Origin of the sequence: Enterobacter cloacae complex sp. P24RS (assembly GCF_014982165.1) — a bacterium.
In the GTDB taxonomy this organism is placed as follows: Bacteria; Pseudomonadota; Gammaproteobacteria; order Enterobacterales; family Enterobacteriaceae; genus Enterobacter; species Enterobacter quasihormaechei.
Window position 1 is genome coordinate 211,907 of record NZ_JADCKU010000005.1, and the last position, 24,045, is coordinate 235,951.

Here is a 24,045-nt window from a genome sequence, read left to right on the forward strand (position 1 = left end):
ATGCCACCTTCCGATATAAATATAGATCTGCTCCTGACGCTGGATGCCCTGCTCAGGGAGCAGAACATCACCCATGCGGCCGCGCGGCTGGGCATCAGCCAGCCGGCAATGTCTGCCCGCCTTGCGCGCCTGCGCCTCCTGTTCGGTGAGCCGCTGTTTGTCCCTTCCCCACACGGACGTGGGGTGTTACCTACGCCGCGCGCCGAGGCGTTAAGGCCGCAGGTCACGACGGTTTTACAGGGCATTTCGTCAATGCTTGAACCCACCACGTTCAACGCGCAAAACAGCAACCGCACCTTTGTGATTGCCCTGCATGAGAACCCGGCGCTGATGCTCGGGGCGGAGTTGCAGAATCAGATTAGCGCTGCGGCACCAGGCATCCGGCTGCGTTTTGCGCTCCCCGAAACCCAGCTGCTGGTGGCGCAGATGGAAAATGGCGAGGTGGATATTTATGTCGGCATTAACGCGGGCGCGCACGATGCATGGGTCAGACGAAAACTGTTTGACGATGAATATGCCACCGCCCAGCGTAAAGGCCATTCGCGCGGTACGGGGCCGATGGATCTGAAAAGCTATTGCGCCCTTTCCCACCTGGTGGTTTCGTCCGAGGGGGACCCTTTCTCAGGCTTTGTCGATCGGCATCTGGCGGGGCTTGGCCACCAGCGTAACGTGGTGATGTCGACGCAAAGCTACGCGATGGCGCCTGCGATTGTTGGCGGTACCGATTTGCTCTGCACCCTACCCAGACGCATGCTGCAACGCTTTGCGCAAACGCTCGATATTTTTCCGCCGCCGCTGGATCTCCCGCCGATCGTTATTGGTATGTACTGGCACCCGAAAAACAGCCAAGATCCGGCTAACCGCTGGCTGCGGGAACAGCTTCTACAGACCGCCGGGCGTCAGGTATGATCGAGAATGTTCATCAATTTTTTCAGAACCTCAGAGCGAACCACCCGATGGCAAACCAGCGTCAGCTCACTCTCCCGGAGTCGGTCAAGAATATCCACAAAGACCACGTTTTGTACGCGTATCGCTTTCGCTGAGGCTGGCAGCATGGCGATGCCAAACCCCGCGGCGACAAGGCTTATCACCGTGGGGACATCGGTGGCATTTTGCACGACGTTAGGCTGTATACCCGCGCTATGGCAGGCATCATAAAAGTATTGCTCCAGTCCCATACCCTGCGGATCGCGCAGGGTAATCCACTTTTCCTCCTTCACAGACGAAAGCGTCAGCGCGGAAGATCCCGCCAGGCTATGGTGATGCGGTAACGCCAGCACGACTTTTTCCGTGGTGAAAGGACGGCTTTGCAGATCGTCAGGCAGCAGCGGTAGCGGCGCACGGATGATGGCCACATCCAGTTGGTTACTTTGCACGCCGGTGTAAAGGGTTTGCACGTTCCCCGTCATCATAGAAAGGGTGATGGCCGGCCATTTCTCATGAAGTAGCCGTAGCGCGGCGGGCAGTTTGCTGTCGAATATCGCGCTTGAAACACATCCGAGATTCAGCACGCCCTGCTCGCCCCTGGCCGTTTGCCTGGCGTCCAGAATCGCCTGATCGGTCATAAATATCGCGATTCTGGCTTTATGGAGAAACGCCTCTCCGGCTGGCGTCAGCGTTAAGCGACGATTCGCCCGGCTGAACAGCGTGACACCCAGTCGCTCTTCGAGGGTTTTGATCTGCTGGCTCAGCGCGGGCTGCGCCATGTTTAGGCGCTCTGCCGCCCGGTGCATGTGGAGCTCTTCGGCCACCACGATAAAATTGCGCATCAGTCGAAACTGCAAATCGAGCCTCCGTCATTGATAATAATTTGCTTATCAAAATAGCATAAATGATGCAATTGATAGCATTGTTCGTCCGGTTAAGAATGGAAGCATTCAACCAAGGAGGTAATATGGAAAACCACATTAACGATCTCAGAAGTGCCATCGAACTGCTCCAGCGCCACGAAGGCCAGTACATTGAAACTGACCATCCGGTCGATCCGAATGCTGAGCTGGCGGGCGTTTACCGGCACATTGGCGCCGGCGGCACGGTCAAACGTCCGACGCGCATCGGCCCGGCTATGATGTTCAATAACGTGAAGGGTTACCAGGATTCCCGCATCCTGGTGGGCATGCACGCCAGCCGCGAACGGGCGGCGCTGCTGTTGGGGTGCGAGCCCTCTGAACTGGCAAAACACGTCGGCCAGGCGGTGAAAAACCCGGTTGCGCCCGTTGTCGTTCCGGCGGCGCAGGCGCCGTGCCAGGAGGAGGTGTTTTACGCCGACGATCCGAACTTCGATCTGCGTAAGCTGCTTCCGGCCCCGACCAATACGCCGATAGATGCCGGTCCGTTCTTCTGTCTGGGACTGGTGCTGGCGAGCGATCCGGAAGACGCGTCGCTGACCGACGTCACCATTCACCGTCTCTGCGTTCAGGAGCGCGACGAGCTCTCCATGTTCCTTGCCGCGGGCCGTCACATCGAAGTGTTCCGTAAGAAAGCCGAAGAGGCGGGAAAACCGCTGCCGGTCACCATCAACATGGGTCTTGATCCGGCTATCTACATTGGCGCTTGCTTCGAAGCGCCGACCACGCCCTTCGGCTATAACGAGCTGGGCGTCGCCGGTGCCCTGCGTCAACGCCCGGTTGAGCTGGTGCAGGGCGTGGCCGTAAATGAAAAAGCGATTGCGCGTGCGGAAATTATCATTGAAGGCGAACTGCTGCCGGGCGTGCGCGTCGAAGAAGATCAGCATACCCATACCGGGCATGCGATGCCGGAATTCCCCGGCTACTGTGGGGAGGCGAACCCTTCGCTGCCGGTCATCAAGGTGAAGGCCGTCACGATGCGCCATCAGGCGATCCTGCAAACGCTGGTCGGTCCGGGCGAAGAGCACACCACGCTTGCCGGTTTACCCACCGAGGCCAGCATCCGCAATGCGGTGGAAGAAGCCATCCCCGGTTTCCTGCAAAACGTTTACGCGCATACCGCTGGCGGCGGCAAATTCCTCGGCATCTTGCAGGTGAAAAAACGCCAGCCCTCTGACGAAGGGCGTCAGGGTCAGGCGGCTCTTATCGCGCTAGCCACCTATTCCGAGCTGAAAAACATTATTCTCGTCGATGAAGACGTGGATATCTTCGACAGCGACGACATTTTGTGGGCGATGACCACCCGCATGCAGGGCGACGTCAGCATCACCCATCTGCCGGGGCTCCGCGGTCACCAGCTCGATCCTTCGCAGTCGCCGGACTACAGCCCCTCCATTCGTGGAAACGGGATAACCTGCAAAACGATTTTTGACTGTACGGTACCCTGGGCGCTGAAGTCTCGCTTTGAGCGCGCGCCGTTTATGGAAGTAGACCCAACGCCTTGGGCGCCTGAACTGTTTAAAAAATAGTAATCCCCTCTTCTTCACCCTCTCAAGGGTGAAGAACCTCACGCTGAAATTGCCGCGTCCCCTGCTTTCTTGTAACCTTTGAGCGTTTATCACATCCCCATAAAAATTGAGACTACCGGACGCCTATGACTGCACATACTTCCAACGATCCTTTGCATGGCGTAACGCTCGAAATGCAGGTTAACGCGCTGGTTGCGCGATATGGCTGGAATGAACTGGGCAACCGAATCAAAATCAACTGTTTTCGCAAGGACCCGAGCGTTAAATCAAGTCTGAAATTTCTGCGCCGTACCCCATGGGCGCGGGCGGAAGTCGAAGCCCTTTACCTCGAATCCCTTCACGATGACGGTCACGGGGAACAGGACGAACCGGCCTTTAATCCCTGGACGGAAAGCCGGACACCCAGGAGCTAAAACGCAAATGATGCGACACGTAAAACGGACCGGCGCGCTGCTTGGCTGCGCGCTTTTACTGGTAAGTTGCACCTCCAAACCTCCCAAATCACTCGTTACCCCGCTGCCGCAGGCGAAACCAGTACAGCAGACCAACGAACCCATGCGCGGGATCTGGCTGGCGACCGTCTCCCGTCTCGACTGGCCACCCGTTTCCTCGGTGAATGGCCGCAGCGCGGACCAGCGTATCGCCCAGCAGCAGCGGGCGCTGACGGACAAGCTCGATAAGCTGAAAACCCTGGGGATCAATACCGTCTTCTTTCAGGTAAAACCGGACAGCACGGCGCTGTGGTCCTCTAAAATCCTGCCGTGGTCGGATACCCTGACGGGGACTATCGGGGAAGATCCCGGTTACGATCCGCTCCAGTTTATGCTGGATGAAGCGCACAGGCGCGGCATGAAGGTTCACGCCTGGTTTAACCCGTACCGCGTTTCCACCAATACGAAGCCATCGACCATTGCCGCGTTAAACCGGACCTCGTCGCTTCATCCCTCCAGCGTGTATGTTCAACATCCGGAGTGGATCCGCACCTCGGGGGATCGTTTTGTTCTCGACCCGGGCATTCCCGAGGTGCGGGACTGGATAACCCAGGTGGTGATGGAAGTGGTGAATCGCTACCCTGTCGACGGCGTTCAGTTCGATGACTATTTTTATACCGAAACGCCGGGTTCAGCCCTCAATGATGCCTGGACCTTCAGGCGCTACGGCGAGGGATTTGCGTCAAAAGCCGACTGGCGGCGGCATAATACCCAGGAGCTGATTGTGCAGGTCTCCCGGGCGATTAAGCAGGCCAAGCCTGAGGTTGAATTTGGCGTAAGCCCGGCGGGCGTCTGGCGCAACCGCTCCTTCGACCCGGCAGGTTCGGACACGCGCGGTGCCGCAGCCTACGATGAATCCTACGCTGACACGCGCAAGTGGGTACAGCAGGGGTTACTGGATTACATAGCGCCGCAGATTTACTGGCCCTTCGCCCGCGACGCAGCACGTTACGATGTGCTGACAAAATGGTGGGCTGACGTGGTGAAACCGACCCATACCCGCCTGTATATCGGGATCGCGTTCTACAAGGTGGGCGCGCCTTCCAGAAATGAACCTGACTGGACAGTAAACGGCGGCGTGCCGGAGCTGAAAAAACAGCTCGATCTCAACGATTCTCTGCCTGACGTAAAAGGCACTATCCTGTTCCGCGAAGATTATCTTAACCAGCCGCAGACGCAGGACGCGGTGAATTACCTGCGGGGACGCTGGGGTAGCTGATGAAGAAAAGGCAGAAACGCCCTGTTTCTGCCTTTCTTTTAGGGCTTCGGCCCGAACATCGCCTCAAGCTGTTTCGCGTCGGGCATGCCCACGACCTGTTGAAGTTCGTTTTGTTCATTCAGGTAATAAATCGCCGGCGTGGCATTCGCGCCGAGGCTGTCCATTAACGTCTGATGATTTTGCAGGATCTCAACGGTTTCCCGGGAGGCCGCGCCTTCCGGTTTCGGCAGCTTTTTGCCGCCGGAGAGTTCGTACTCTTTCCAGGCCGATACCGGATCTTTCGCATTCAGGATCGCTGAGGCATTGCGCCCGCTGTTCGGGTTGAGAAACGCGACCAGCAGCGTGTTGAGCTGGACTTTCCCGGCCTTCACCCACGGCTGCGCTTCTGCCCAGAACTGTTTGCAGTACGGGCAGAACGGGTCGGCAAAGACAAAAACTTTCTTCGGCGCAGTCTCCGCGCCCTCTTTTAGCGGATGCGCCGCATTGAGCTTCTTCCACATCTCGCGGCCCATCGGGGCGTATATGTCCTTCTGGAAATAGGCCTCGCTGAGGTTTGTTCCCTTATCATCATACAGATAGCCAGACACCACGTGCTTTCCGTCAGGGGTCAGAAAGAGCGTCACGCCCATGTCCTGATACTGCCCCAGCCACGCAGGCGCGCCGCCGGGAGCGTCAATTTTCTTTATGATTTTGATGTCCTGCTGTTCGCTGAAGTGCTTCACCACATCCGGAAGCGTCTCCTCTGCCCTGACCAGCCCTGACGCCAGCAGAGCAGAAAGTAACAGCACTTTTTTCTTTGCAAACCGTTGAAGCATAACGACCTCTCTAAGATAGAGTTTTAGAGTGGTCGAAGATGCGTGCCCTGTCAACGCTTGCCCGTTACGCCGTCCTGGGCAGACTGAAACTTGAAATACTCTGCGACAGCTGCTGCGCCTGCTCCTCCAGCGAGGCTGCCGCAGCGGCGGACTGCTGCACCAGCGCCGCGTTCTGTTGGGTCACGCCGTCCATCTCGGTTACGGCCTGCCCAACCTGACCAATTCCGCGGCTCTGCTCTTCAGAGGCAACCGAAATCTGCTCCATCAGCGCATTCACTTTATTCACAGAGCTGATAATAGAATGAATCACCTCTCCCGAGCGGTTCACCAGCTCCGCCCCGTTTTTCACGCTGGAAACAGACTGGGCGATAAGGCTTTCGATATCCTTCGCCGCCACCGCGCTTTTCTGCGCCAGCGTGCGGACTTCACTCGCCACGACGGCAAATCCTCGCCCCTGCGTACCGGCACGCGCCGCTTCAACAGCCGCGTTCAGCGCCAGAATGTTGGTCTGGAAAGCAATGCTGTTGATGACGCTGGTGATGTCTTCAATGCGCTTCGAATTGGACGCGATAGTATTCATCGTCTCGATGACTTCACGGGTTACCGCTTCGCCGGTACGGGCATTTTTCACGGCATCCTGCACCAGCTTACCGGCCTGGAAGACGTTATCGGTGTTATTCGCCACCGTCGCGCTCAGCTCTTCCATGCTGGCCGCCGTCTGGGTCAGGGCGGAGGCCTGCTGCTCGGTACGCGAGGCCAGGTCGATATTACCGGAGGCAATTTCCTGCGCCGCGTGGGTTACGGTATGGCTGGCATCGCGCACCTGAGAAAGCGTGGAGAGTAGCGCCTGACGCATCTGCTCCATCGAGCCCATCAGGCGATCGATTTCATTCCCGGAATCACCCTTGACGGGTACCGGTACATCCAGCTTCCCTGCCGCAATCTGGCTACAGTGCTCACGCGCCAGGTCAACCGGCGCAAAGACAAGGCGTTTCATCAGCAGGCTGACGGCAAGGATCACCACCACGAACAGCGCGGCAATGCAGGCGATAATGACCAGTCCCGACACGAAATTACGGCTCGCATCCTCGTTCAGCGTTTTCGCGTACTTCTGGTGAACGGAAAGCACCTGGTCGAGCACAATTTCATATTGGCGATCGAGCTGGGACACCACGGGGATGAGGGAATTGAATCGTGACACATCGTGAGCGGCAGCCGCAGCGATCAGCGGCGCCAGCCCCTGATTACGGTAGTTTTGCCACGCCACCTGGTAGTCATTGACGAGTGGGGCTTCATCCTGCAAACGCGGCGAGGCCATAAACGCCGAAAAGGCACGGTCGGCTTTGGTCAGCGCCTCTTTTACCGAGGCCAGTTTTGCGGACGAAACGGCTGCGTCCCCCGCTTCCACCATTTTCACATACTCCATGACCCTGACGCGCAGGGTTCGGCTGTGGTTAATGGGGTCATTAATCGACAGAACCACCTGAATTTCTTTGTTCACGTTATCCAGCGAATTATTACTTTTGATGATGAGCCCAACGCTGGTGATGGTGCTCGCTACAAAGAAGAAAAGCAGGGAAAACAGGATAATCAGTGATGATTTTTTCAACGACATAACAGCAAACCTCAGGAATATAGTTTCCCTTTGGTTATCGGCGAAAACAGATCTTTAATTAATTAAAGTTATGGCCGTATTCGCGAGTTGCTCATCTTTTATTCGGCTGACCGGTAACGACGTTGCAGGGTTGCATCCAGCTTGCGCTGGATCGGCTCCGGCGTCTCCCCGTCAATCAGTTTGCCAATCAGATCAAAGCAGTGCCAGGCGAGCTGTCGGTTATCCTGACGAACGGTATCGACGGGAATAGACAGAGAGTCATAGAGATAGTGATCGTCGAAGCTGGCCAGACGGATATCGCTTTGCAGCAGGTTATGTTGCCCCATGTAGCGCAATACCCCTTCCAGCAGGCCACAGGCGGCGGTAAAAAGGGCTTTTGGCGGGCGGCCAAGGCGCGCGCAAAGCTCGGCAAACATTTCGTAGCCGGAGCTCGGATGGTAATTACCATGAATGATCCACTCCGGACGTAACTCGACGCTGGCGTCGCGCAGCCCCTGCTTAAAACCTTCAAGACGGTCACGGGTTGGGGAAAGCCGCGGCTGCCCGCCGAGGAAGTAGAACTCGTCCGGATGCTGGCGCGCAATGTCGGCCACCAGTCTGGCGGTTGGGGTAATCGAATCGGTGATGACCAGCGGCAGGGAGCTGTCGTTCATATGACGATCAAAGAGCACAACGGGCAGCTGTTCGCTCAGCTTTTGATAGTCCGCGTCGTTGAGCATGCTGGAGGCGACAATCAGCCCGTCCACCTGGCGGGCCACCATGTTGTTGACCACCACCGTCTCCTGGCCCGGATTTTCATCGCTACAGGAGATCAGCAGCTGAACGCCCGCCTCGCGGCAGAGGGTCTCAAGCTCGTGCGAAAAAACGGCAAAACCGTAGTTGGTGATTTCCGGCACCACCAGTCCAATGGTGTGGCTGCGGTTATCCCGCAGCGAACGGGCGTGAATACTGGGCTGATAATGCTGTTCTTTGGCAATCGCCAGCACGCGCTCCCGCGTCTCTTCCGCCACGCGAAGCTCTTTGCTGCGGCCGTTCAGAACCAGGCTGGCAGTGGCTTTTGATACCCCCGCCAGCTCCGCGATATCTTTGATGGTGACGCGTTTTGTTTTTCTCACAACGACTTAGATCCGGCTGCCAAAACGCCTATTCTATCATGCAGGTGCGCAGCGACCAGTAGCGTAATGTGATGTCGGACGCACCTTCGACGCGCACCCGTGCCGGATGGTCAGGAAAATAGCGGCTGCTCATGACGCCTTCACCGTGATTGATGAAAATTTCGACGCTGGAACGGTCACACAGCACGCGCAAATGATTAACGTCACCCCTCCAGTAGCGGGTCAACGTTTCTCCGGTTTCCAGACTGGCGCGCGCCAGACGTAAACCCTCATCATCCATAACCAGCCGCAACGCACCGGCAAAATTCACCTTCACGTGCGAAGCGCTTAGCTCGAACTCAAGGCGCGTCCCGTCCAGTTCCGGCGCATCGTCGGCGCGCCCCTGCCAGTGATGTTCATCCTCGCGCAGCGCTTCCAGCTCACGCACCGGCGTTTGCCAGAGCTTACCGTCGCGGTAGCGCAGCTCGCGTGGACAGGTCATCTGGTGGATCCAGCCGTGCGCGCGGGTGGGCTGAAGCATCTCCTCGCCGTCCGGCACGCCCATCCAGCCGATGAGAATGCGGCGGCCATCCTCTGCTACTGCGGTTTGTGGCGCATAAAACTCAAAGCCAGCGTCAAGCTCGTGCAGTTCGCCATGCGCAAAGGCAGACGTTTGATAATCAAACGCCCCGCTCATCCAGACGGCCGGATAGGTATTGAGATAGCGATGCGGCTCGCACGCCAGCCCCTGCGGGCAGCAGATCAGCACGTGCGTGCCGTCGAGCGCAAAAAGATCCGGGCACTCCCACATATAGCCTGCGTCCGTCAGCCCGTTGACGCCGTGACCGGCGATTTCGCCGCAGGGTATCCAGGCGTGCAAATCGGCTGATTTAAACAGCAGTACCTTGCCGCGCTTATGCCGATCCTGCGCCCCGAGCACCATGTACCACTGCCCGTCATGGCGCCACACTTTCGGATCCCGAACGTGCCCGGTATACCCTTCCGGCAGGGGCAACACCGGCCCCAGCTTGGCAAAAGTTCCATCGTCGTTTTGCACCGCCAGACACTGCCAGGCGGTGCGGCCACCATCGTCAAACTTAACGTTGCCGGTATAGCACAGGGTCAGCACGCCGTTGTTATCCACGGCGCTGCCGGAATAACAGCCGTTGCGGTCGTACTCTTCGTCGGGCATCAGCGCCATGGGCTCGTGCCGCCAGTGCACCATATCCGCTGAACTCCAGTGTCCCCAGCACTTATAGCGATGATCGCTGTCCAGCGGGTTCCACTGATAGAACAGGTGGTAACGTCCGGCAAACCAGATAAAGCCGTTCGGATCGTTCATCAGCCCCGTCACGGGCGCGGGATGCCACTGCGGATAATGGCTGTCTGCCAGCGCGCGCGGCTGGCCTTGCATCACGGCCTGCAACACGGCAGGCCAGCGGGAAGGTAACTTCATTATTCAGAGTCCGTTTTATATTTCAGTAGCAGAGAGACGGTGAACGCCACGCCAAAGGCTATCACCATACCGATGATATAGTTGAGCAGCGAGCTGGCCTGGACGATCGCCATCCCGGGCAGCGCCGTCAGCCCAACGGCGGTCATGTAGACATGCACCGATACCACCCAGGCACCGCCCGCCGCGCCACCGATCAGCGCCGCGATAAACGGCTTCACGAAGCGCAGGTTAATACCAAAAATCGCCGCTTCGGTGATACCCAGCATCGCAGAAAACGCCGACGGTAAGGTAATGGCCTTGATTTTGGCATCGCGGGTTTTGAACCACACCGCCAGACACGCCCCGCCCTGGGCCACGTTCGCCATCGCCCAGATCGGCAGCAGGAAGTTAACACCGATTGACGGATTACCCAGCAGCCCGGCCTCAATGGCGTGGAAGCTATGGTGAATGCCGGTAATGACAATCACCGAATAAAGCCCACCGAACAGCAGCCCGGCCAGCCAGCCTGCGTGGGCAATGAGGGTGCTGAGAATGAAGGAGATCCCGTCGCCCAGCGCGCGCCCCGCCGGGCCAATAATCAACAGCGCAATAAAGCCGGAGATAATGACGGTCAGGAACGGCGTCAGGATCAGATCTAACGCATCCGGAATCGCCCGGCGCAGCTGTTTTTCCACAATGCTCATAAACCATACCGCTAGCAGCACCGGGAAGACGGTTCCCTGATAGCCAATCATGGCGATTTCGAGGCCGAAGAAGTTCATGGTGTGGAAGCCGGACGCCACGCCCCAGGCGTTGGTCAGCGCCGGGTGCGTCAGAATGCCGCCCAGTGTCGCGCCCAGATACGGGTTGCCGCCAAACTCGCGCGCGGCGGTGAAGCCAATCAGGATCGGCAAAATGATAAACGCCGCCGAGCTGCACATATCCAGCATGATGTAGAGCGCGTTATCCGAGTTGACCCAGCCGTAGGTTTTAACCATCCCGAGCAGGCCCATCAGCAGACCCGAGGCCACAATCGCCGGGATAATCGGCACGAAAATATTGGAGAGCAGACGCGCGATACGCTGGAACGGGTTCAGCTTGCGGGCCGCAATATCCGCCGCTTCCGATTTACTGGACTCGCTAATTCCTGCTGCCTGAATAAATGCCGCGTAAACCTTATTCACCACGCCCGTGCCGAAGATCACCTGCATCTGCCCGGCATTGCGAAAACAGCCCTTTACGCCTTCAACCTTGCCGATAGCCTGCTGGTCGGCAAGCGCATCGTCGACCAGCACCAGACGAAGGCGCGTAGCGCAGTGCGCCGCGCTGGCAATGTTCTCTTTGCCACCGAGCAGCGGAATAAGCTCGCGAGCAATATGATTAAAATCCATAGATACCTCTTCCTGACCTCTTTTTATGATGTTCGAAACGCCCCCGCGATGCGGGAGCGTGAAGGGTTAAAACCAGGTTTCCATCTGCACCCCAAAGTTCCATTCCCCGCCCGCGTTGAAGCCGCTGCTGCCAAAGGCGTCATCGCTGGCGTAGTTATCCAGCCTGCTGCTCCAGTCCATCCAGGTGGCGAACAGGCGCAGCTCCGGACGGCTGAAGAAATCGCCAATCTTGCCCGCCTTTAGCGTCGGGGCGAAGGTCAGCTTGTAGAAGCTGCCGTTAACCGCATTGCGATCCTTGTAGCCTTCCGGATTCAAATCCATGTACTGATAGCTGCCCTCGAACGCGAGGGCGAAATTCTGGGTCACCTCTTTGATCAGACGCGTGTTGAGCGTGACCCACTCATAGCTGTCGCCCTTCACGTAGCGGTCCTTACTGCTTTGCGCCAGCACGGCGGGCGCTATATGCCAGCCACCGCCCAGCGGCGTGACACCGTAACTTGCGAAGCGCCAGGTATCGGCCTCAGACAGCAGTGCGCCGTCAGAACCGATGCTTTTCACCTCGGCACCCAGACCGTGGCCGTAAAGCAGCGCCGTTTTGGCGGAACCTTCCCGCAGGCCGTAGAAGCTCTCGTTATGCAAACCAACCAGCGCATGCACTCCGTTGTTCGCCGCGTCGGTTTTAATCGGATCGCCGTTGCTGTCCTTGCGGTCGTCATTATCTTTTGCCCGCAGGCCGCTGACCATCAGCTGCACCGGCCCGGCGAAGTGATTCATGCTGAGGATATAGTTCTGAACGTTATTGTCGATCTCCTCTTCGCTGCCGAAGTTACGGCCATAAAGGGAAAAGTTGCTTCGCAGCGTATCGTTCCATTTCACGTCATAGACGCCGCCGCCGGTCCCGGCGAGGAATACCACGTCGGAATCCAGCCAGTGAATGTCGAAGTTGTCGCGATCAAAACGCTTGCCCGCCCAGAAGGTGCTGCCCTTCAGCGCGCCGGTGAAGTCCGGCAGATTGCCCAGTTCGGCAAAGGCCTGACGGACGTTCAGGTCACTGCTGTCTGCTGACCAGTCGTTATAGGTTTTCTGTCCGTCGGCCAGCATCGCCTTGAAGCGCGTCGTCGCGCCATTATCCAGCGTCTGCTTGTGCTCAACGTTCAGCTCCACGTAGGTATCCGCTTCGTTCCCCAGACGCCCGATGGCCCCGCCCGTTTCCCCTGCGGGAGTCAGATAGGGACCGCTTTTGCTGCTGGAGGCCGCGTCGTTCATCAGCAGGCCGGAACGGGCATAACCGTGAAACTCAAAGCCGCCGGACCGATCGGCTTTCTCCTCCAGGGCCGTGGTACGCTGCGCCACCGCCTGGGTGGTGGTTTGCGCTTTTTGCTGCGCGGTGACCAGCTGCTGCGTTTTCTCTTCCGCTATCGTGGCGCGCTTTTCAGCGGCCTGCGCGCGGGTTTCCGCCTCCTGCAAGCGCTGCTCCAGCGCCGCCAGACGCGCTTCGATACGCGTCATATCCGTCTGGGCAAAAACAGAGGTACTGCCGGCCAGCATGCCTATCATCACGGCAAGTCTGCGTTTTTTATACATTTTGTCGCATCCCGAAAATATTGGTGAAAGTGCTAAATTGCTAAACCGGTTTAGGCTGATGATACTAAACCGCCAAATTTTGGATCGGCAACTGTTTTTGCTAAACCGTTTTAGTAAGTGTGATCGAGGCGACAATTCAGGCCGCCGACCGGCGGCCCATGCGAGGAGAATTACAGTTCGTGATGGTAAGGCAGCGCGGTCATTGCCCCTTTTGCGGTTGTCGCCAGCGCCCCGCAGCGCTGGGCGAGCGTGATAACGTCTGAGAGGCTGGCTTCGCCATCACGTGCCAGGCCGAACAGCAGCCCGGCGACGAAAGCATCTCCCGCCCCGGTGGTATCAATGCACTCCACGGGTGATGCAGGATAGTGCGTCAATGTGCCTTCCTGCCAGGCGGTCACCCCCGCTTTTCCCTGCGTCACCAGTACCCGTCTGGCCGGACAGGTACGCGTCAGTGCCGCCAGCCCCTCATGCACCTGCGCATTTCCGGTTAAGAACGCCAGTTCTTCTAGCGAGAGTTTCACCACGTCTGCACAGGCCAATGCCCGCTCAAGACAGTGGCGCAGCTCGGCTTCATCGTGCCAGAGATCGGCGCGAATATTGGGGTCAAAGCTGACGAAACCGCCCGCCTGTCTGACAGCGGCCATCGCCTGAAACGTCGCGGAACGGCTGGGTTCGGCGCTGAGCGCGATGGAACAAACGTGCAGCCACTCTCCGGTGCGAAATGGCGGGAGGTCGCCAGCATCGAGGAATAAATCCGCGCTCGGGCGAACCATAAAGGTAAAGGAACGTTCACCATCGTTATCGAGATCCACTACCACCGTGGAGGTCCGCTGCTGCGGGTCCAGACGCAGCCATTCTGTATTAACCTGCTCATCCGCAAGCGTTTTTTGCATAAAACGCCCAAACGGATCGTCGCCCACCCGGCCGATAAACGCGCTCCTGCCGCCCAGACGCGCAATCCCCACCGCAACGTTGGCCGGCGCGCCGCCCGGACATTGCAGCAGTTTGCCTTCACCATCGGGCAAAAGATCCACCACCGCATCGCCAAGTACCCAGATCGTCTCCATATCACTCTCTTAGCTAAATAATGTTAAACCGGTTTAGCTATTTAAGCACAGGCGTGGTATTGGGGAAATAAGGCGAGGGAAAATTTGCTTAACGCACCCGATGGGGCCAGTGGATATCACCCACGCCGTTGAGCTGTGGACGGGCGAACAAAAAACCCTGAAAGCGGCGAATACCGGCAGACTCAAGCCAGCACCACTCCTCTATCTTCTCAATACCTTCCGCGACCAGGGTAATCTCCAGATCGGTGCAGCAGCTGATTATCGACTTCACAATCGCCTGCTTGGGGCCGCTCAGGTGGATATCGCTGACGATCTCCCTGTCGATTTTAAGCTTGTCCGGCTGGAATCTCGTGAGCAGCGACAGGCCGGCATAGCCGGAACCAAAATCATCTATCGCCAGCCCAACCCCCTCCGCGCGCAGCTGTTTGATGGCGCTGTTGAACTGGTTGAAGCCGGAAATCATCTCGTTCTCAGTGACTTCAATGACCACCTGCTCTGGCTGGAGACCGTGCTGTTTGATCTGCGTCACCAGAAACTCAACCGCACCGGGCACGTTAACCAGCGACATCGGCAACAGATTCACCGCCAGCTTGTGGCTACCAATGCCCAGCTTTTTCGCCAGCGCAAAGGTCCAGGCTTTGGTTTGCAGGTCGACTTCGTAAATCCGTTGGTGATCGAGGCTTCTGAAGAAATGCTCCGGGCTGCCGCCGTCGTTTCCGCGTATGAGCGCCTCAAGAGAGCTGATTTTGCCTTCGGACGGCTCGACAATCGGTTGCAGCGCAAACTGGCAGGGCTGGCCCGCAAGCAGGCCTAACCCTTCACCAAACGGCGTGCTTTCCCGCGACAGCGTCCATTTATCAGGTTCATAGTTCGAAGCCCGTGGCGCAGAGATTTTGCCGGTGATAAAGGTCTGGATGAATTTGAAGACCCGATCCTCAGAAGTGAGGTAGCTTTCCAGCTTGCTGTAGTGCAGTACCGACGCCAGAATCGCCTTCGGGGTCTGAACCTCCAGGTCAAACCGCAGCATCCCCACGTTATCGAACCGTCTGCGCGGACCGTAGTCGCGCATCAGCTCCACTACGCCGGTATGTCGGTTATCTTCGCGGATGGTATTAAACAGCGCGACTACGCTCTGTTCCGTTCCTTCAAGAATTTGCAGGACGTCACGGCCACTGGAGAGAAGAATGCCGGAGATGCCCTGCTCCGTATTGCGGATCCTGGCCTGTTCAACCAGCTCGCTTAACGCTGCGGAGGTGCAGGTTAAGCTCAGCTGGCTTCGATAAATGAGAGTTGTCAGCACAAAAAGAGGTCCGATAGGGATATAGGCCAGAGCGGTACTGTTTAACACAGTTCCCCGGCGGGACCTAATCTATTCCGCAGCGGAATTAATTTTCCCCGATACGGCTGTCGATACGCGCCTGCATGTAATCGTAGAACGGATTCGACGTCACGCGCATTAGCGCATCTTTGCCGACGCTCAGCACCGATGTTTCTCCCCACAGGGCAAACGTCCCGAGGCTAATGCCATAGTGATTTTTTACCTCAGGATGTCGGCCATACAGATCGTCATTGGGCGGGAACGGTATGGCAACGTGCGACAGGGAATACACCTCTTGGGGATAAGAGACCGTCAGCGGCACCACCGTTTCCCGGGTGCTACCCGCTGGCGTTGCCTTTGCCACCATTTCGAAGCTGTCGGGGCTGGCATTGGTTACAATCGTGACACTGTAACGTCTTTTTACCACGGGCAGCAGATCGGCCACCGCCGTCCAGGATGACGGCCTGAACAGCGGACGGAAGCTCCCGGCCTGGTTGATATCAAATACCACCAGTTCGCTGCCGTTAGCCGGAAGCCGATCAAACAGCCCGGTAACTACGGCGCGGGTACTGACCGTTGAATCCATAACCGACTGAAACGCCAGAACCGGCGGGAGCTGCGCCAGTTTGTGGGCCTGAACATCGCGATTTAACTGCTCATGCAGCGCCTGGGTAAGCAGCCAGGACTGACGTGCCGCATTCACCGGAAACGAGTTGTATTTGTAAGGGTTGTATTCCGGCGCAATGTTGAGCCATGCGGCTTTGGCAAACGCCGGTAACATGGCCGGTAGCCCGGCGAAACCGGCAAAGCGAGCAAACGCCGTGACGCCAATCATCGGTGACAGCAAAACAATCTGCTGGGGTTTACGCAGTGTCGGCGCATCAAGGGCGTCGAGGGCGTATTTCATCGCCAGCGCCCCGCCATTGGAGTAGCCCACCAGATGCAGCGGGAGATCGCTCCCCGTCAGACGCGTCGCTTCACGAACCGCAAGGCGGGTCGCCGCGAGCCACGCTTCCCACTCGACGTTTGTCAGCGCGCCCGGCGCCGTGCCGTGTCCGGGCAAACGAGGAACAACGGCCACAAAGCCGTGCTTTTGATAATTGAGAGCCAGATGCCTGACGCTGTAGGGCGAATCCGTCAGACCGTGAAGCAGCACCACCGCCCCGCGCGGCTTTCCGGCAGGCATCAGCACAAACGACCGGTTCGCATCCGGAGAAAACTGTCCTGGCCACACCAGACTCTGGCGATAATAGCGGTTTAACGGCGTGCGCTCCGCTGCGGTGGCTTTCGCCGTCACCTCAGCGTCGAGATCGGTGAAGATGGCGTTTTCACGGGCGACATAGGCCGCGAAGCTCGCGTTATCCATCTCCTGCACGGACATTTCGTCAGCCCGCCAGGTGTGCCAGTGATGCAGGGCCGGTCCCTGCTGGGACAGATAAACCCGCACCGCGAGCAGGACGAGCACAACTATCCCGATAACCATCGCCAGTTTTTTTGCGAGAGCCATCAGGCGCACGCTGACCCGCCAGGGCAAATTCGCCATGTGAGGCTCCCTCTCTTGTCCACAGATCCTTCATCTTACCAAAAAATGTGAAGAGACTGACGTATTCACCAAATAGATATCTCTCGGGTCGGACACTGCACCAAAAGTGAACTACGCTGCACAAATGTTGATCATCTGTTAAACAAATATTGCATTAACTTAGCTGCACAGCGCGTTTTCGCCGCAATGTGAACATGGCACGCGTCCTGCATTGTTAATGCGGTAACAGAAATCCGGCCAATGACAGCCAGTTAACAGCGAGGCGGTATGACGACCAAACCTGAGGTGTTAAGCCGTATCGAAGCGACTTTCAGCCAGCTCACCCCGAGCGAAAAGCGGGTGGCAAGCTGGATGCTGGCGCACGTCGGGCAGATCCCGTTCGAAACGGCAGAAAGCGTGGCGCTGGCCACGGCCACCAGCGGGATCACCGTCGGGCGTTTTCTGCGCAAGCTGGGCTATCGCAACCTGGACGATGCCAAAAAAAGTCTGCGCGATCCCCATCAGCCCTGGGGCATTAACGAGCGCCTCGACTCCTGGAAGCAGCAGCAGCCGCTGTCGGATCGCGTTCAGCACTCCCTGTCGCTGGAGGTGGAGGCCATTGCCCATGTCTACCAGCTGGCGCAAAGCGAAACGTTCAGGCAGGTAGTCCATCAACTTGCTCATGCCGATGCCGTCTTCGTGCTGGGGATCCAGTCCACGCGCGGGATCGCCAATGCGTTCTTCAGTCATCTGGAGTACCTGCGCCCGCGCGTGAGCTATTCCGAAGGGCTCTCCGGCAGCTGGGTGGAGTCGCTTAACTCCGGCTTTGCGCACCCGTATATCGTGCTGACCGATACCCGTGCCTACTCCGCCATAGCCCGCCAGTACTGCCGCGTGGCGAGCGAAAAAGAGCTGCCGATGGCGCTGATCACCGATATCTGGTGCCCGTGGGCGCGGGATTACCCAATTGATTTACTCCAGGTGAAGACCGATACCGGCCATTTCTGGGATTCGCTGGCGCCGGTGAGCTGTCTGTTCAACCTGCTGCTGTCGGGCGTGGTGGAGGCGCTGGGGGATGCGCTGCCGGAGCGTCTGGCAGTCAACCGACAATTACAACAAGAGTTTGGTCAATTTGAACGCTAAAGGAGCGGAGCTATGCCTGAAGAGAGTCAACTGATTGATGTGGCGAAAACCTTTCCCACGCTGCATATCGATCTGAAATACGCCACTGCCGATAACATTACCGGACGCCCAATCTACCAGCACGCCGCGTGTCTGCTGCATACGGACGCCGCCACCGCACTGGCAAAAGCGATCGGCATTGCCACGCTGGCCGGTCTGAAACTGGTGGTCTACGACGCCTACCGACCCCAGCAGGCGCAGGCGCAACTCTGGGACGCCTGCCCCAATCCGCAATACGTGGTGGACGTCGCGATTGGCTCCAACCACAGCCGCGGCACCGCCATTGACGTCACGCTGATGGATGAACACGACAACGTGCTGGATATGGGCGCCGCGTTTGACGAAATGCACGACCGCTCTCATGCCTGGCACCCTTCCGTTCCGCCCGCGGCACAGCGTAATCGTCTGCTCCTGAACGCCGTGATGTCCGGCGGCGGTTTTGTTGGCATCAGCAGCGAATGGTGGCATTTCGAGCTGCCGAACGCCGCAAGCTACCCGCTGCTGGACGATCAGTTCGCCTGTTATTCGACCACACCCTCACTGTAATTCTGGAGCCCGGCCATGAAAACAACGCTGCTTACTACCCTGATTGCCGCTACGCTCGCCCTCAGCGCACCGCTCGCGCTGGCGGCAGTGCCAAAAGATATGCTGGTAATTGGTAAAGCTGCCGATCCGCAAACGCTGGATCCGGCGGTGACTATCGATAACAACGACTGGACGGTGACCTACCCCTCGTACCAGCGTCTGGTGAAATACAAGCCTGGCACCACGGAGGTGGAAGGCGATCTGTCGACGGGCTGGAAGGCGTCAGAGGATCAGAAAGAATGGACGTTTACCCTGGCGAACAATGCAAAATTCTCCGACGGCACGCCGGTGACCGCCGAAGCGGTCAAGCTGTCGTTTGAACGCCTGCTGAAAATTAACCAGGGGCCATCCGAAGCGTTCCCGAAAGATTTGAAAGTGGACGCCGTGGATGAACATACGGTGAAATTCACCCTCAGCCAGCCGTTTGCCCCGTTCCTCTACACGCTCGCGAATGACGGCGCGTCGATCGTCAACCCGGCGGTGCTGAAGGCCAATGCCGCCGACGATGCGCGGGGTTTCCTGGCGCAAAACACCGCGGGTTCCGGGCCTTTTATGCTGAAAAGCTGGCGCAAAGGTCAGCAGCTGATAATGGTACCCAACCCACACTGGCCGGGCGAAAAGCCGCACTTTAAGCGCGTCTCAGTGAAGATTATCGGTGAAAGCGCCTCGCGTCGCCTGCAACTTTCCCGTGGCGATCTGGATATTGCCGACGCCCTGCCGGTGGATCAGCTTGCCGCCCTGAAACAGGAAGGCAAAGTGGCCGTGGCGGAATACCCCTCACTGCGGGTGACCTATCTCTATCTGAACAACAGTAAAGCCCCGATGAATCAGGTGGATTTGCGCCGCGCGGTCTCCTGGGCGACCGATTATCAGGGAATGGTGAAAGGCATTATCAGCGGGAATGGCAAGCAGATGCGCGGCCCAATCCCGGAGGGCATGTGGGGCTTCGATGCGAACGCCATGCAGTACAGCTTTGACGAGGCCAAAGCCAAAGCGGCGCTGGAAAAAGTCAACGATAAACCCGCCAGCCTGACGTTCCTCTACTCCGATAACGACCCGAACTGGGAGCCTATCGCCCTCTCTACCCAGGCGAGCCTGAACAAGCTCGGGATTAACGTCAAGCTGGAGAAACTGGCGAACGCCACCATGCGCGACCGCGTCGGCAAAGGTGATTATGACATCGCGATTGGTAACTGGAGCCCGGACTTCGCCGATCCGTACATGTTTATGAACTACTGGTTCGAATCGGACAAAAAAGGGCTGCCGGGCAACCGCTCATTCTATGAGAACAAAGAGGTCGATGCGCTGTTGCAGGCGGCACTGAAAACCACCGATCAGGCGGAACGTACCAAAGACTATCAGCAGGCGCAGAAAGTGGTGATTGACGAGGCGGCTTACGTTTATCTGTTCCAGAAGAACTACCAGCTGGCGATGAACAAAGAGGTCAAAGGCTTCACCTTTAATCCGATGCTGGAGCAGGTCTTTAACATCGCCACCATGAGTAAGTAACGGTCCATGCCGGGGGAAAGTGTATGACGTTCTGGAGCATCGTGCGCCAGCGCTGCTGGGGGTTAATCCTGGTCGTGGCCGGTGTCTGTATTATTACCTTTATTATTTCACACCTGATCCCCGGCGATCCGGCCCGCCTGCTGGCCGGTGACCGCGCGAGCGATGACATTGTGCAGGGCATCCGCCAGCAGCTGGGCCTGGACCAGCCGCTTTATATTCAGTTTGGCCGCTATGTTGAGGCGCTGGCGCACGGTGATTTGGGCACGTCCATTCGCACCGGTCGTCCCGTTGCGGAAGATTTGAAAGCCTTTTTCCCCGCCACGCTGGAACTGGCCTTCTGCTCCCTGCTGCTGGCGCTGGTGATTGGCGTACCGCTGGGAATTATATCGGCGGTGTACCGTAACCGCTGGCTGGATCACCTGGTGCGGCTGATGGCGATGACGGGCATCTCGACCCCTGCCTTCTGGCTGGGTCTGGGGGTCATCGTGCTGTTCTACGGGCAGCTGCAAATTCTGCCCGGAGGCGGCAGGCTGGACGACTGGCTCGATCCCCCTGCCCACGTGACCGGCTTTTATCTGCTGGACGCCCTGCTGGAAGGCAACGGCGAAGTATTTTTCAACGCGCTTCAGCACCTGATTTTGCCGTCCCTGACCCTGGCCTTTGTGCATCTGGGGATTGTGGCGCGTCAGGTGCGCTCCGCCATGCTGGAGCAGCTGAGCGAGGATTATATTCGTACCGCTCGGGCGAGCGGGCTGCCGGGCTGGTACATCGTGCTGCGCTATGCCTTGCCCAACGCCATGATCCCCTCCATTACCGTGCTCGGGCTGGCGCTGGGCGATCTGCTGTACGGGGCCGTCCTCACCGAAACCGTGTTTGCCTGGCCGGGAATGGGCGCCTGGGTCGTGACCTCCATTCAGGCGCTGGACTTCCCTGCCGTCATGGGCTTCGCGGTCGTGGTATCGCTGGCCTACGTCTTCGTCAATCTGGTGGTGGATCTGCTGTATCTGTGGATCGACCCGCGAATCGGGCGCGGAGGTGCCGAATGATGTTAACTCAGGAAACGCCTGTCCCTGTCAGCACCGCTAAACAGCGCATCCACTGGGCGAAGCTGTTCTGGATGCTACGCAAAAGCCCGCTCACGCTGATCGGCGGGGTCATTATGATCCTGATGCTGCTGATGATGGTGATTTCGCCGTGGATAGTGCCGCACGATCCGAACGCGCTGGATCTCACCGCGCGTTTGCAGGCGCCGTCACTCCAGCACTGGTTCGGCACCGATGAGGTGGGCCGGGATCTGTTCAGCCGGGTGCTGGTGGGCAGCCAGCAGTCCATCACGGCGGGGCTGGCGGTGGTGGTGATTGCGGGCGGCATTGGCTCGCTGCTCGGCTGCTTGTCCGGCGTACTCGGTGGGCGCGGCGATGCCATCATCATGCGCATCATGGACATTATGCTCTCTATCCCCTCGCTGGTGCTGACCATGGCGCTGGCCGCCGCGCTCGGCCCAAGCCTGTTTAACGCGATGCTGGCGATTGCGATTGTCCGTATTCCGTTTTACGTACGGCTGGCCCGTGGTCAGACGCTGGTCGTGCGCCAGTTTACCTATGTGCAGGCCGCCCGTACCTTTGGCGCATCGCGCTGGCACCTGATTCGCTGGCATATCCTGCGTAACGCCCTGCCGCCGCTGATCGTTCAGGCGTCGCTGGATATCGGCAGCGCTATTCTGATGGCCGCCACGCTGGGCTTTATTGGGTTAGGCGCGCAGCAGCCCACCGCCGAATGGGGCGCGATGGTGGCCGTGGGCCGTAACTACGTGCTTGACCAGTGGTGGTACTGCGCGTTTCCCGGGGCGGCCATTTTGATTACGGCAGTCGGGTTTAATCTGTTTGGCGATGGTCTTCGCGACCTGCTGGATCCCAAATCAGGAGGGAAGCAGTCATGAGTGATTCCGTATTATCGATTGAAGATTTACACCTGAGCTTCCCCATTTTTCGCGGCGATGTACATGCGCTCAACCACGTCTCGCTGGAGATTAGACGGGGTGAAATTGTTGGCGTGGTGGGCGAATCCGGCTCGGGAAAATCGGTCACCGCGATGCTGGCGATGCGCCTGCTGCCGGAAGGCAGTTACCATGTTCACCACGGGCGGGTCACGCTGCTCGGGGAAGATGTACTGAACGCATCGGAAAAACAGCTTCGCCAGTGGCGCGGCGCAAAGGTGGCGATGATTTTTCAGGAGCCGATGACGGCGCTCAACCCCACGCGGCGGATCGGCAGGCAGATGGTGGAGGTGATCCGCCAGCATCAGCCGCTTTCACGGCGTGAAGCGCAGCAAAAAGCGATCTCCCTGCTTGGCGAGATGCAAATTCCGGACGCGGCGCAGGTGATGGAACGCTATCCGTTTGAGCTTTCCGGCGGCATGCGCCAGCGAGTGATGATCGCCCTTGCCTTCTCCTGCGAGCCGGAGCTGATCATTGCCGATGAACCCACCACCGCGCTGGATGTGACCGTCCAGCTCCAGGTACTGCGGCTGTTAAAACATAAAGCGCGCGCCAGCGGAACGTCGGTGCTGTTTATCAGTCACGATATGGCGGTAGTGTCGCAGCTTTGTGACCGGGTGTACGTCATGTACGCGGGCAGCGTGATCGAAAGCGGCAGCACGCAGACCTTGATTCACCATCCTGTGCACCCCTATTCGATTGGCCTGCTGCGGTGCGCGCCGGAAAATGGCGAACCGCGTGAGATCCTCCCGGCCATTCCCGGCACGGTGCCTAATCTCAGCCACCTGCCGCGCGGATGTGCCTTTCGCGAGCGCTGTTTTGCGGCCGGTGCTAAATGCGGTGAAACGCCGCGCTTACACTCCACGGGCGCAGAAGGCCAGCAGGCAGCCTGCTGGTATCCACAACAGGAGACACGCCATGTCTGAGGTATTGCTGGAACTGGACGACGTGCACGTGAATTTTCCCGCGCGCAAAAACTGGCTGGGGCGCGTGACGGAACAGGTGCACGCTCTGAACGGCATGGATCTCCAGATCCATCGCGGCGAAACGCTGGGCATTGTGGGGGAATCCGGCTGTGGAAAGAGTACGCTGGCGCAGCTGCTGATGGGTATGCTCAAACCGAGCACCGGCGCCTGTCAGCGCGCGAACGCGGCGGGCGGTATGCAGATGGTATTTCAGGATCCGCTCTCATCCCTCGATCCGCGTTTACCCGTCTGGCGCATCATCACCGAGCCGGTGTGGATACAGCAACGCCGCAGCGAGCGGGAGCGTCGTCAGCTGGCCGAAGCCCTGGCGCAGCAGGTGGGCATTCGTGCTGAATACCTTGACCGTCTGCCGCATGCGTTTTCGGGCGGACAGCGTCAGCGAATCGCCATTGCCCGGGCGCTCTCCTCCGATCCGGACATCATCGTGCTGGATGAACCTACCAGCGCGCTGGATATTTCCGTCCAGGCGCAGATCCTCAATTTGCTGGTTGCCCTGCAACAGCAGCGAAATCTCACCTACGTGCTGATCTCGCACAATGTTTCGGTGGTCCGGCACATGAGCGATCGCGTGGCGGTGATGTATCTGGGGCAGATTGTTGAGCTGGGCACGGCGGACCAGGTCCTGGGCCAGCCGCGTCATCCGTATACGCAGCTGCTGCTCGACTCCGTTCCCCGCACCGGTGAGCCGCTTGACGACGCGCTGGCGCTGCGAAAAACCGACCTGCCCGGCAACCGGCACTTACCGATCGGATGCTATTTCCGAGACCGTTGCCCACTGGCGAGGCAGGGATGTGAACAGCCGCAACAACTTCAATCCTCTTCCGGAAGCCGAAGCGTGCGCTGCTGGCGTAACCGTTAAA

Annotated in this window: 21 protein-coding genes; 11 read left to right on the forward strand and 10 right to left on the reverse strand. The window is 58.4% G+C overall.

From position 1 onward, the window contains the following. Positions 1 to 909, forward strand: coding sequence for a LysR family transcriptional regulator (locus INF58_RS07260; protein WP_193527379.1), 909 nt, complete (start codon positions 1 to 3; stop codon positions 907 to 909). Here INF58_RS07260 and INF58_RS07265 read toward each other — a convergent pair. Continuing rightward, positions 900 to 1,784 carry a LysR substrate-binding domain-containing protein gene (locus INF58_RS07265; protein WP_193527380.1) on the reverse strand — a complete coding sequence of 295 codons (885 nt, stop codon included), beginning with the start codon at positions 1,782 to 1,784 and terminating at the stop codon, positions 900 to 902. The two genes, INF58_RS07260 and INF58_RS07265, sit on opposite strands and share 10 nt — an antisense overlap. A gap of 110 nt (positions 1,785 to 1,894) precedes the next feature. Here INF58_RS07265 and INF58_RS07270 point away from each other — a divergent pair, with 110 nt between their 5' ends. The 3 genes from INF58_RS07270 (at position 1,895) to INF58_RS07280 (ending at position 5,086) form a co-directional block, all read left to right on the forward strand. Further along, on the forward strand, positions 1,895 to 3,376 hold the full coding sequence (locus INF58_RS07270; protein ID WP_193527381.1) for a UbiD family decarboxylase: 1,482 nt from the start codon (positions 1,895 to 1,897) through the stop codon (positions 3,374 to 3,376). 125 nt (positions 3,377 to 3,501) lie between these two features. Continuing rightward, complete coding sequence (locus INF58_RS07275; protein WP_193527382.1) at positions 3,502 to 3,789, forward strand: VF530 family DNA-binding protein; 288 nt, start codon at positions 3,502 to 3,504, stop codon at positions 3,787 to 3,789. Between the two features lie 7 nt (positions 3,790 to 3,796). Continuing rightward, positions 3,797 to 5,086, forward strand: a complete 1,290-nt coding sequence (locus INF58_RS07280) for a glycoside hydrolase family 10 protein (RefSeq protein WP_063866685.1) — start codon at positions 3,797 to 3,799, stop codon at positions 5,084 to 5,086. 38 nt (positions 5,087 to 5,124) lie between these two features. On the opposite strand, the gene dsbG is transcribed toward INF58_RS07280, so the two are convergent. The 9 genes from dsbG to INF58_RS07325 form a co-directional block, all read right to left on the reverse strand. Continuing rightward, the gene (gene dsbG, locus INF58_RS07285; RefSeq protein WP_193527383.1) at positions 5,125 to 5,901 is read right to left on the reverse strand and encodes a thiol:disulfide interchange protein DsbG; all 777 of its coding nucleotides are present in this window, start codon (positions 5,899 to 5,901) and stop codon (positions 5,125 to 5,127) included. 64 nt (positions 5,902 to 5,965) lie between these two features. Beyond that, complete coding sequence (locus INF58_RS07290) at positions 5,966 to 7,516, reverse strand: methyl-accepting chemotaxis protein (protein WP_193527384.1); 1,551 nt, start codon at positions 7,514 to 7,516, stop codon at positions 5,966 to 5,968. A gap of 98 nt (positions 7,517 to 7,614) precedes the next feature. After that, positions 7,615 to 8,631 carry a LacI family DNA-binding transcriptional regulator gene (locus tag INF58_RS07295; RefSeq protein WP_193527385.1) on the reverse strand — a complete coding sequence of 339 codons (1,017 nt, stop codon included), beginning with the start codon at positions 8,629 to 8,631 and terminating at the stop codon, positions 7,615 to 7,617. A 28-nt stretch (positions 8,632 to 8,659) separates the two neighbouring features. Then, complete coding sequence (locus INF58_RS07300) at positions 8,660 to 10,066, reverse strand: sucrose-6-phosphate hydrolase (RefSeq protein ID WP_193527386.1); 1,407 nt, start codon at positions 10,064 to 10,066, stop codon at positions 8,660 to 8,662. After that, on the reverse strand, positions 10,066 to 11,436 hold the full coding sequence (locus INF58_RS07305; protein ID WP_193527387.1) for a sucrose-specific PTS transporter subunit IIBC: 1,371 nt from the start codon (positions 11,434 to 11,436) through the stop codon (positions 10,066 to 10,068). Before INF58_RS07305 ends, INF58_RS07300 begins: the two co-directional genes overlap by 1 nt. Positions 11,437 to 11,502: 66 nt before the next feature. Then, positions 11,503 to 13,020 carry a carbohydrate porin gene (locus tag INF58_RS07310; RefSeq protein WP_193527388.1) on the reverse strand — a complete coding sequence of 506 codons (1,518 nt, stop codon included), beginning with the start codon at positions 13,018 to 13,020 and terminating at the stop codon, positions 11,503 to 11,505. A 170-nt stretch (positions 13,021 to 13,190) separates the two neighbouring features. Further along, a complete protein-coding gene (locus INF58_RS07315) occupies positions 13,191 to 14,087 on the reverse strand; it encodes an aminoimidazole riboside kinase (RefSeq protein WP_193527389.1) in 897 nt (298 codons plus the stop codon). An 88-nt stretch (positions 14,088 to 14,175) separates the two neighbouring features. After that, positions 14,176 to 15,387, reverse strand: a complete 1,212-nt coding sequence (locus INF58_RS07320; RefSeq protein ID WP_131637135.1) for a diguanylate phosphodiesterase — start codon at positions 15,385 to 15,387, stop codon at positions 14,176 to 14,178. An 85-nt stretch (positions 15,388 to 15,472) separates the two neighbouring features. Further along, positions 15,473 to 16,948, reverse strand: a complete 1,476-nt coding sequence (locus INF58_RS07325; protein ID WP_193527390.1) for a carboxylesterase — start codon at positions 16,946 to 16,948, stop codon at positions 15,473 to 15,475. Between the two features lie 267 nt (positions 16,949 to 17,215). Between INF58_RS07325 and INF58_RS07330 the strand changes: the two genes are divergently transcribed. Genes INF58_RS07330 through INF58_RS07360 form a run of 7 tightly spaced genes read left to right on the forward strand, consistent with a single transcriptional unit; the run spans position 17,216 to position 24,044 of the window. Further along, positions 17,216 to 18,070 (forward strand): MurR/RpiR family transcriptional regulator, encoded by an 855-nt coding sequence (locus INF58_RS07330; RefSeq protein ID WP_193527391.1) that lies wholly within the window; start codon positions 17,216 to 17,218, stop codon positions 18,068 to 18,070. Between the two features lie 12 nt (positions 18,071 to 18,082). Next, entirely contained in the window at positions 18,083 to 18,655 is a 573-nt protein-coding gene (ddpX, locus tag INF58_RS07335; protein WP_063866677.1) for a D-alanyl-D-alanine dipeptidase, read from the forward strand. Positions 18,656 to 18,670: 15 nt separating this feature from the next. Then, positions 18,671 to 20,203, forward strand: coding sequence for an ABC transporter substrate-binding protein (locus INF58_RS07340; RefSeq protein ID WP_193527392.1), 1,533 nt, complete (start codon positions 18,671 to 18,673; stop codon positions 20,201 to 20,203). A 23-nt stretch (positions 20,204 to 20,226) separates the two neighbouring features. Continuing rightward, complete coding sequence (locus INF58_RS07345; protein ID WP_193527393.1) at positions 20,227 to 21,249, forward strand: ABC transporter permease; 1,023 nt, start codon at positions 20,227 to 20,229, stop codon at positions 21,247 to 21,249. Next, positions 21,246 to 22,142: a D,D-dipeptide ABC transporter permease gene (gene ddpC, locus INF58_RS07350; protein ID WP_193527394.1), complete on the forward strand. Its 897-nt coding sequence runs from the start codon at positions 21,246 to 21,248 to the stop codon at positions 22,140 to 22,142. The genes INF58_RS07345 and ddpC overlap by 4 nt, the downstream gene beginning before the upstream one ends. Further along, positions 22,139 to 23,125, forward strand: coding sequence for an ABC transporter ATP-binding protein (locus INF58_RS07355; RefSeq protein WP_193527395.1), 987 nt, complete (start codon positions 22,139 to 22,141; stop codon positions 23,123 to 23,125). Before ddpC ends, INF58_RS07355 begins: the two co-directional genes overlap by 4 nt. After that, positions 23,118 to 24,044: an ABC transporter ATP-binding protein gene (locus tag INF58_RS07360; protein ID WP_193527396.1), complete on the forward strand. Its 927-nt coding sequence runs from the start codon at positions 23,118 to 23,120 to the stop codon at positions 24,042 to 24,044. The genes INF58_RS07355 and INF58_RS07360 overlap by 8 nt, the downstream gene beginning before the upstream one ends. Position 24,045: the final 1 nt, after the last annotated feature.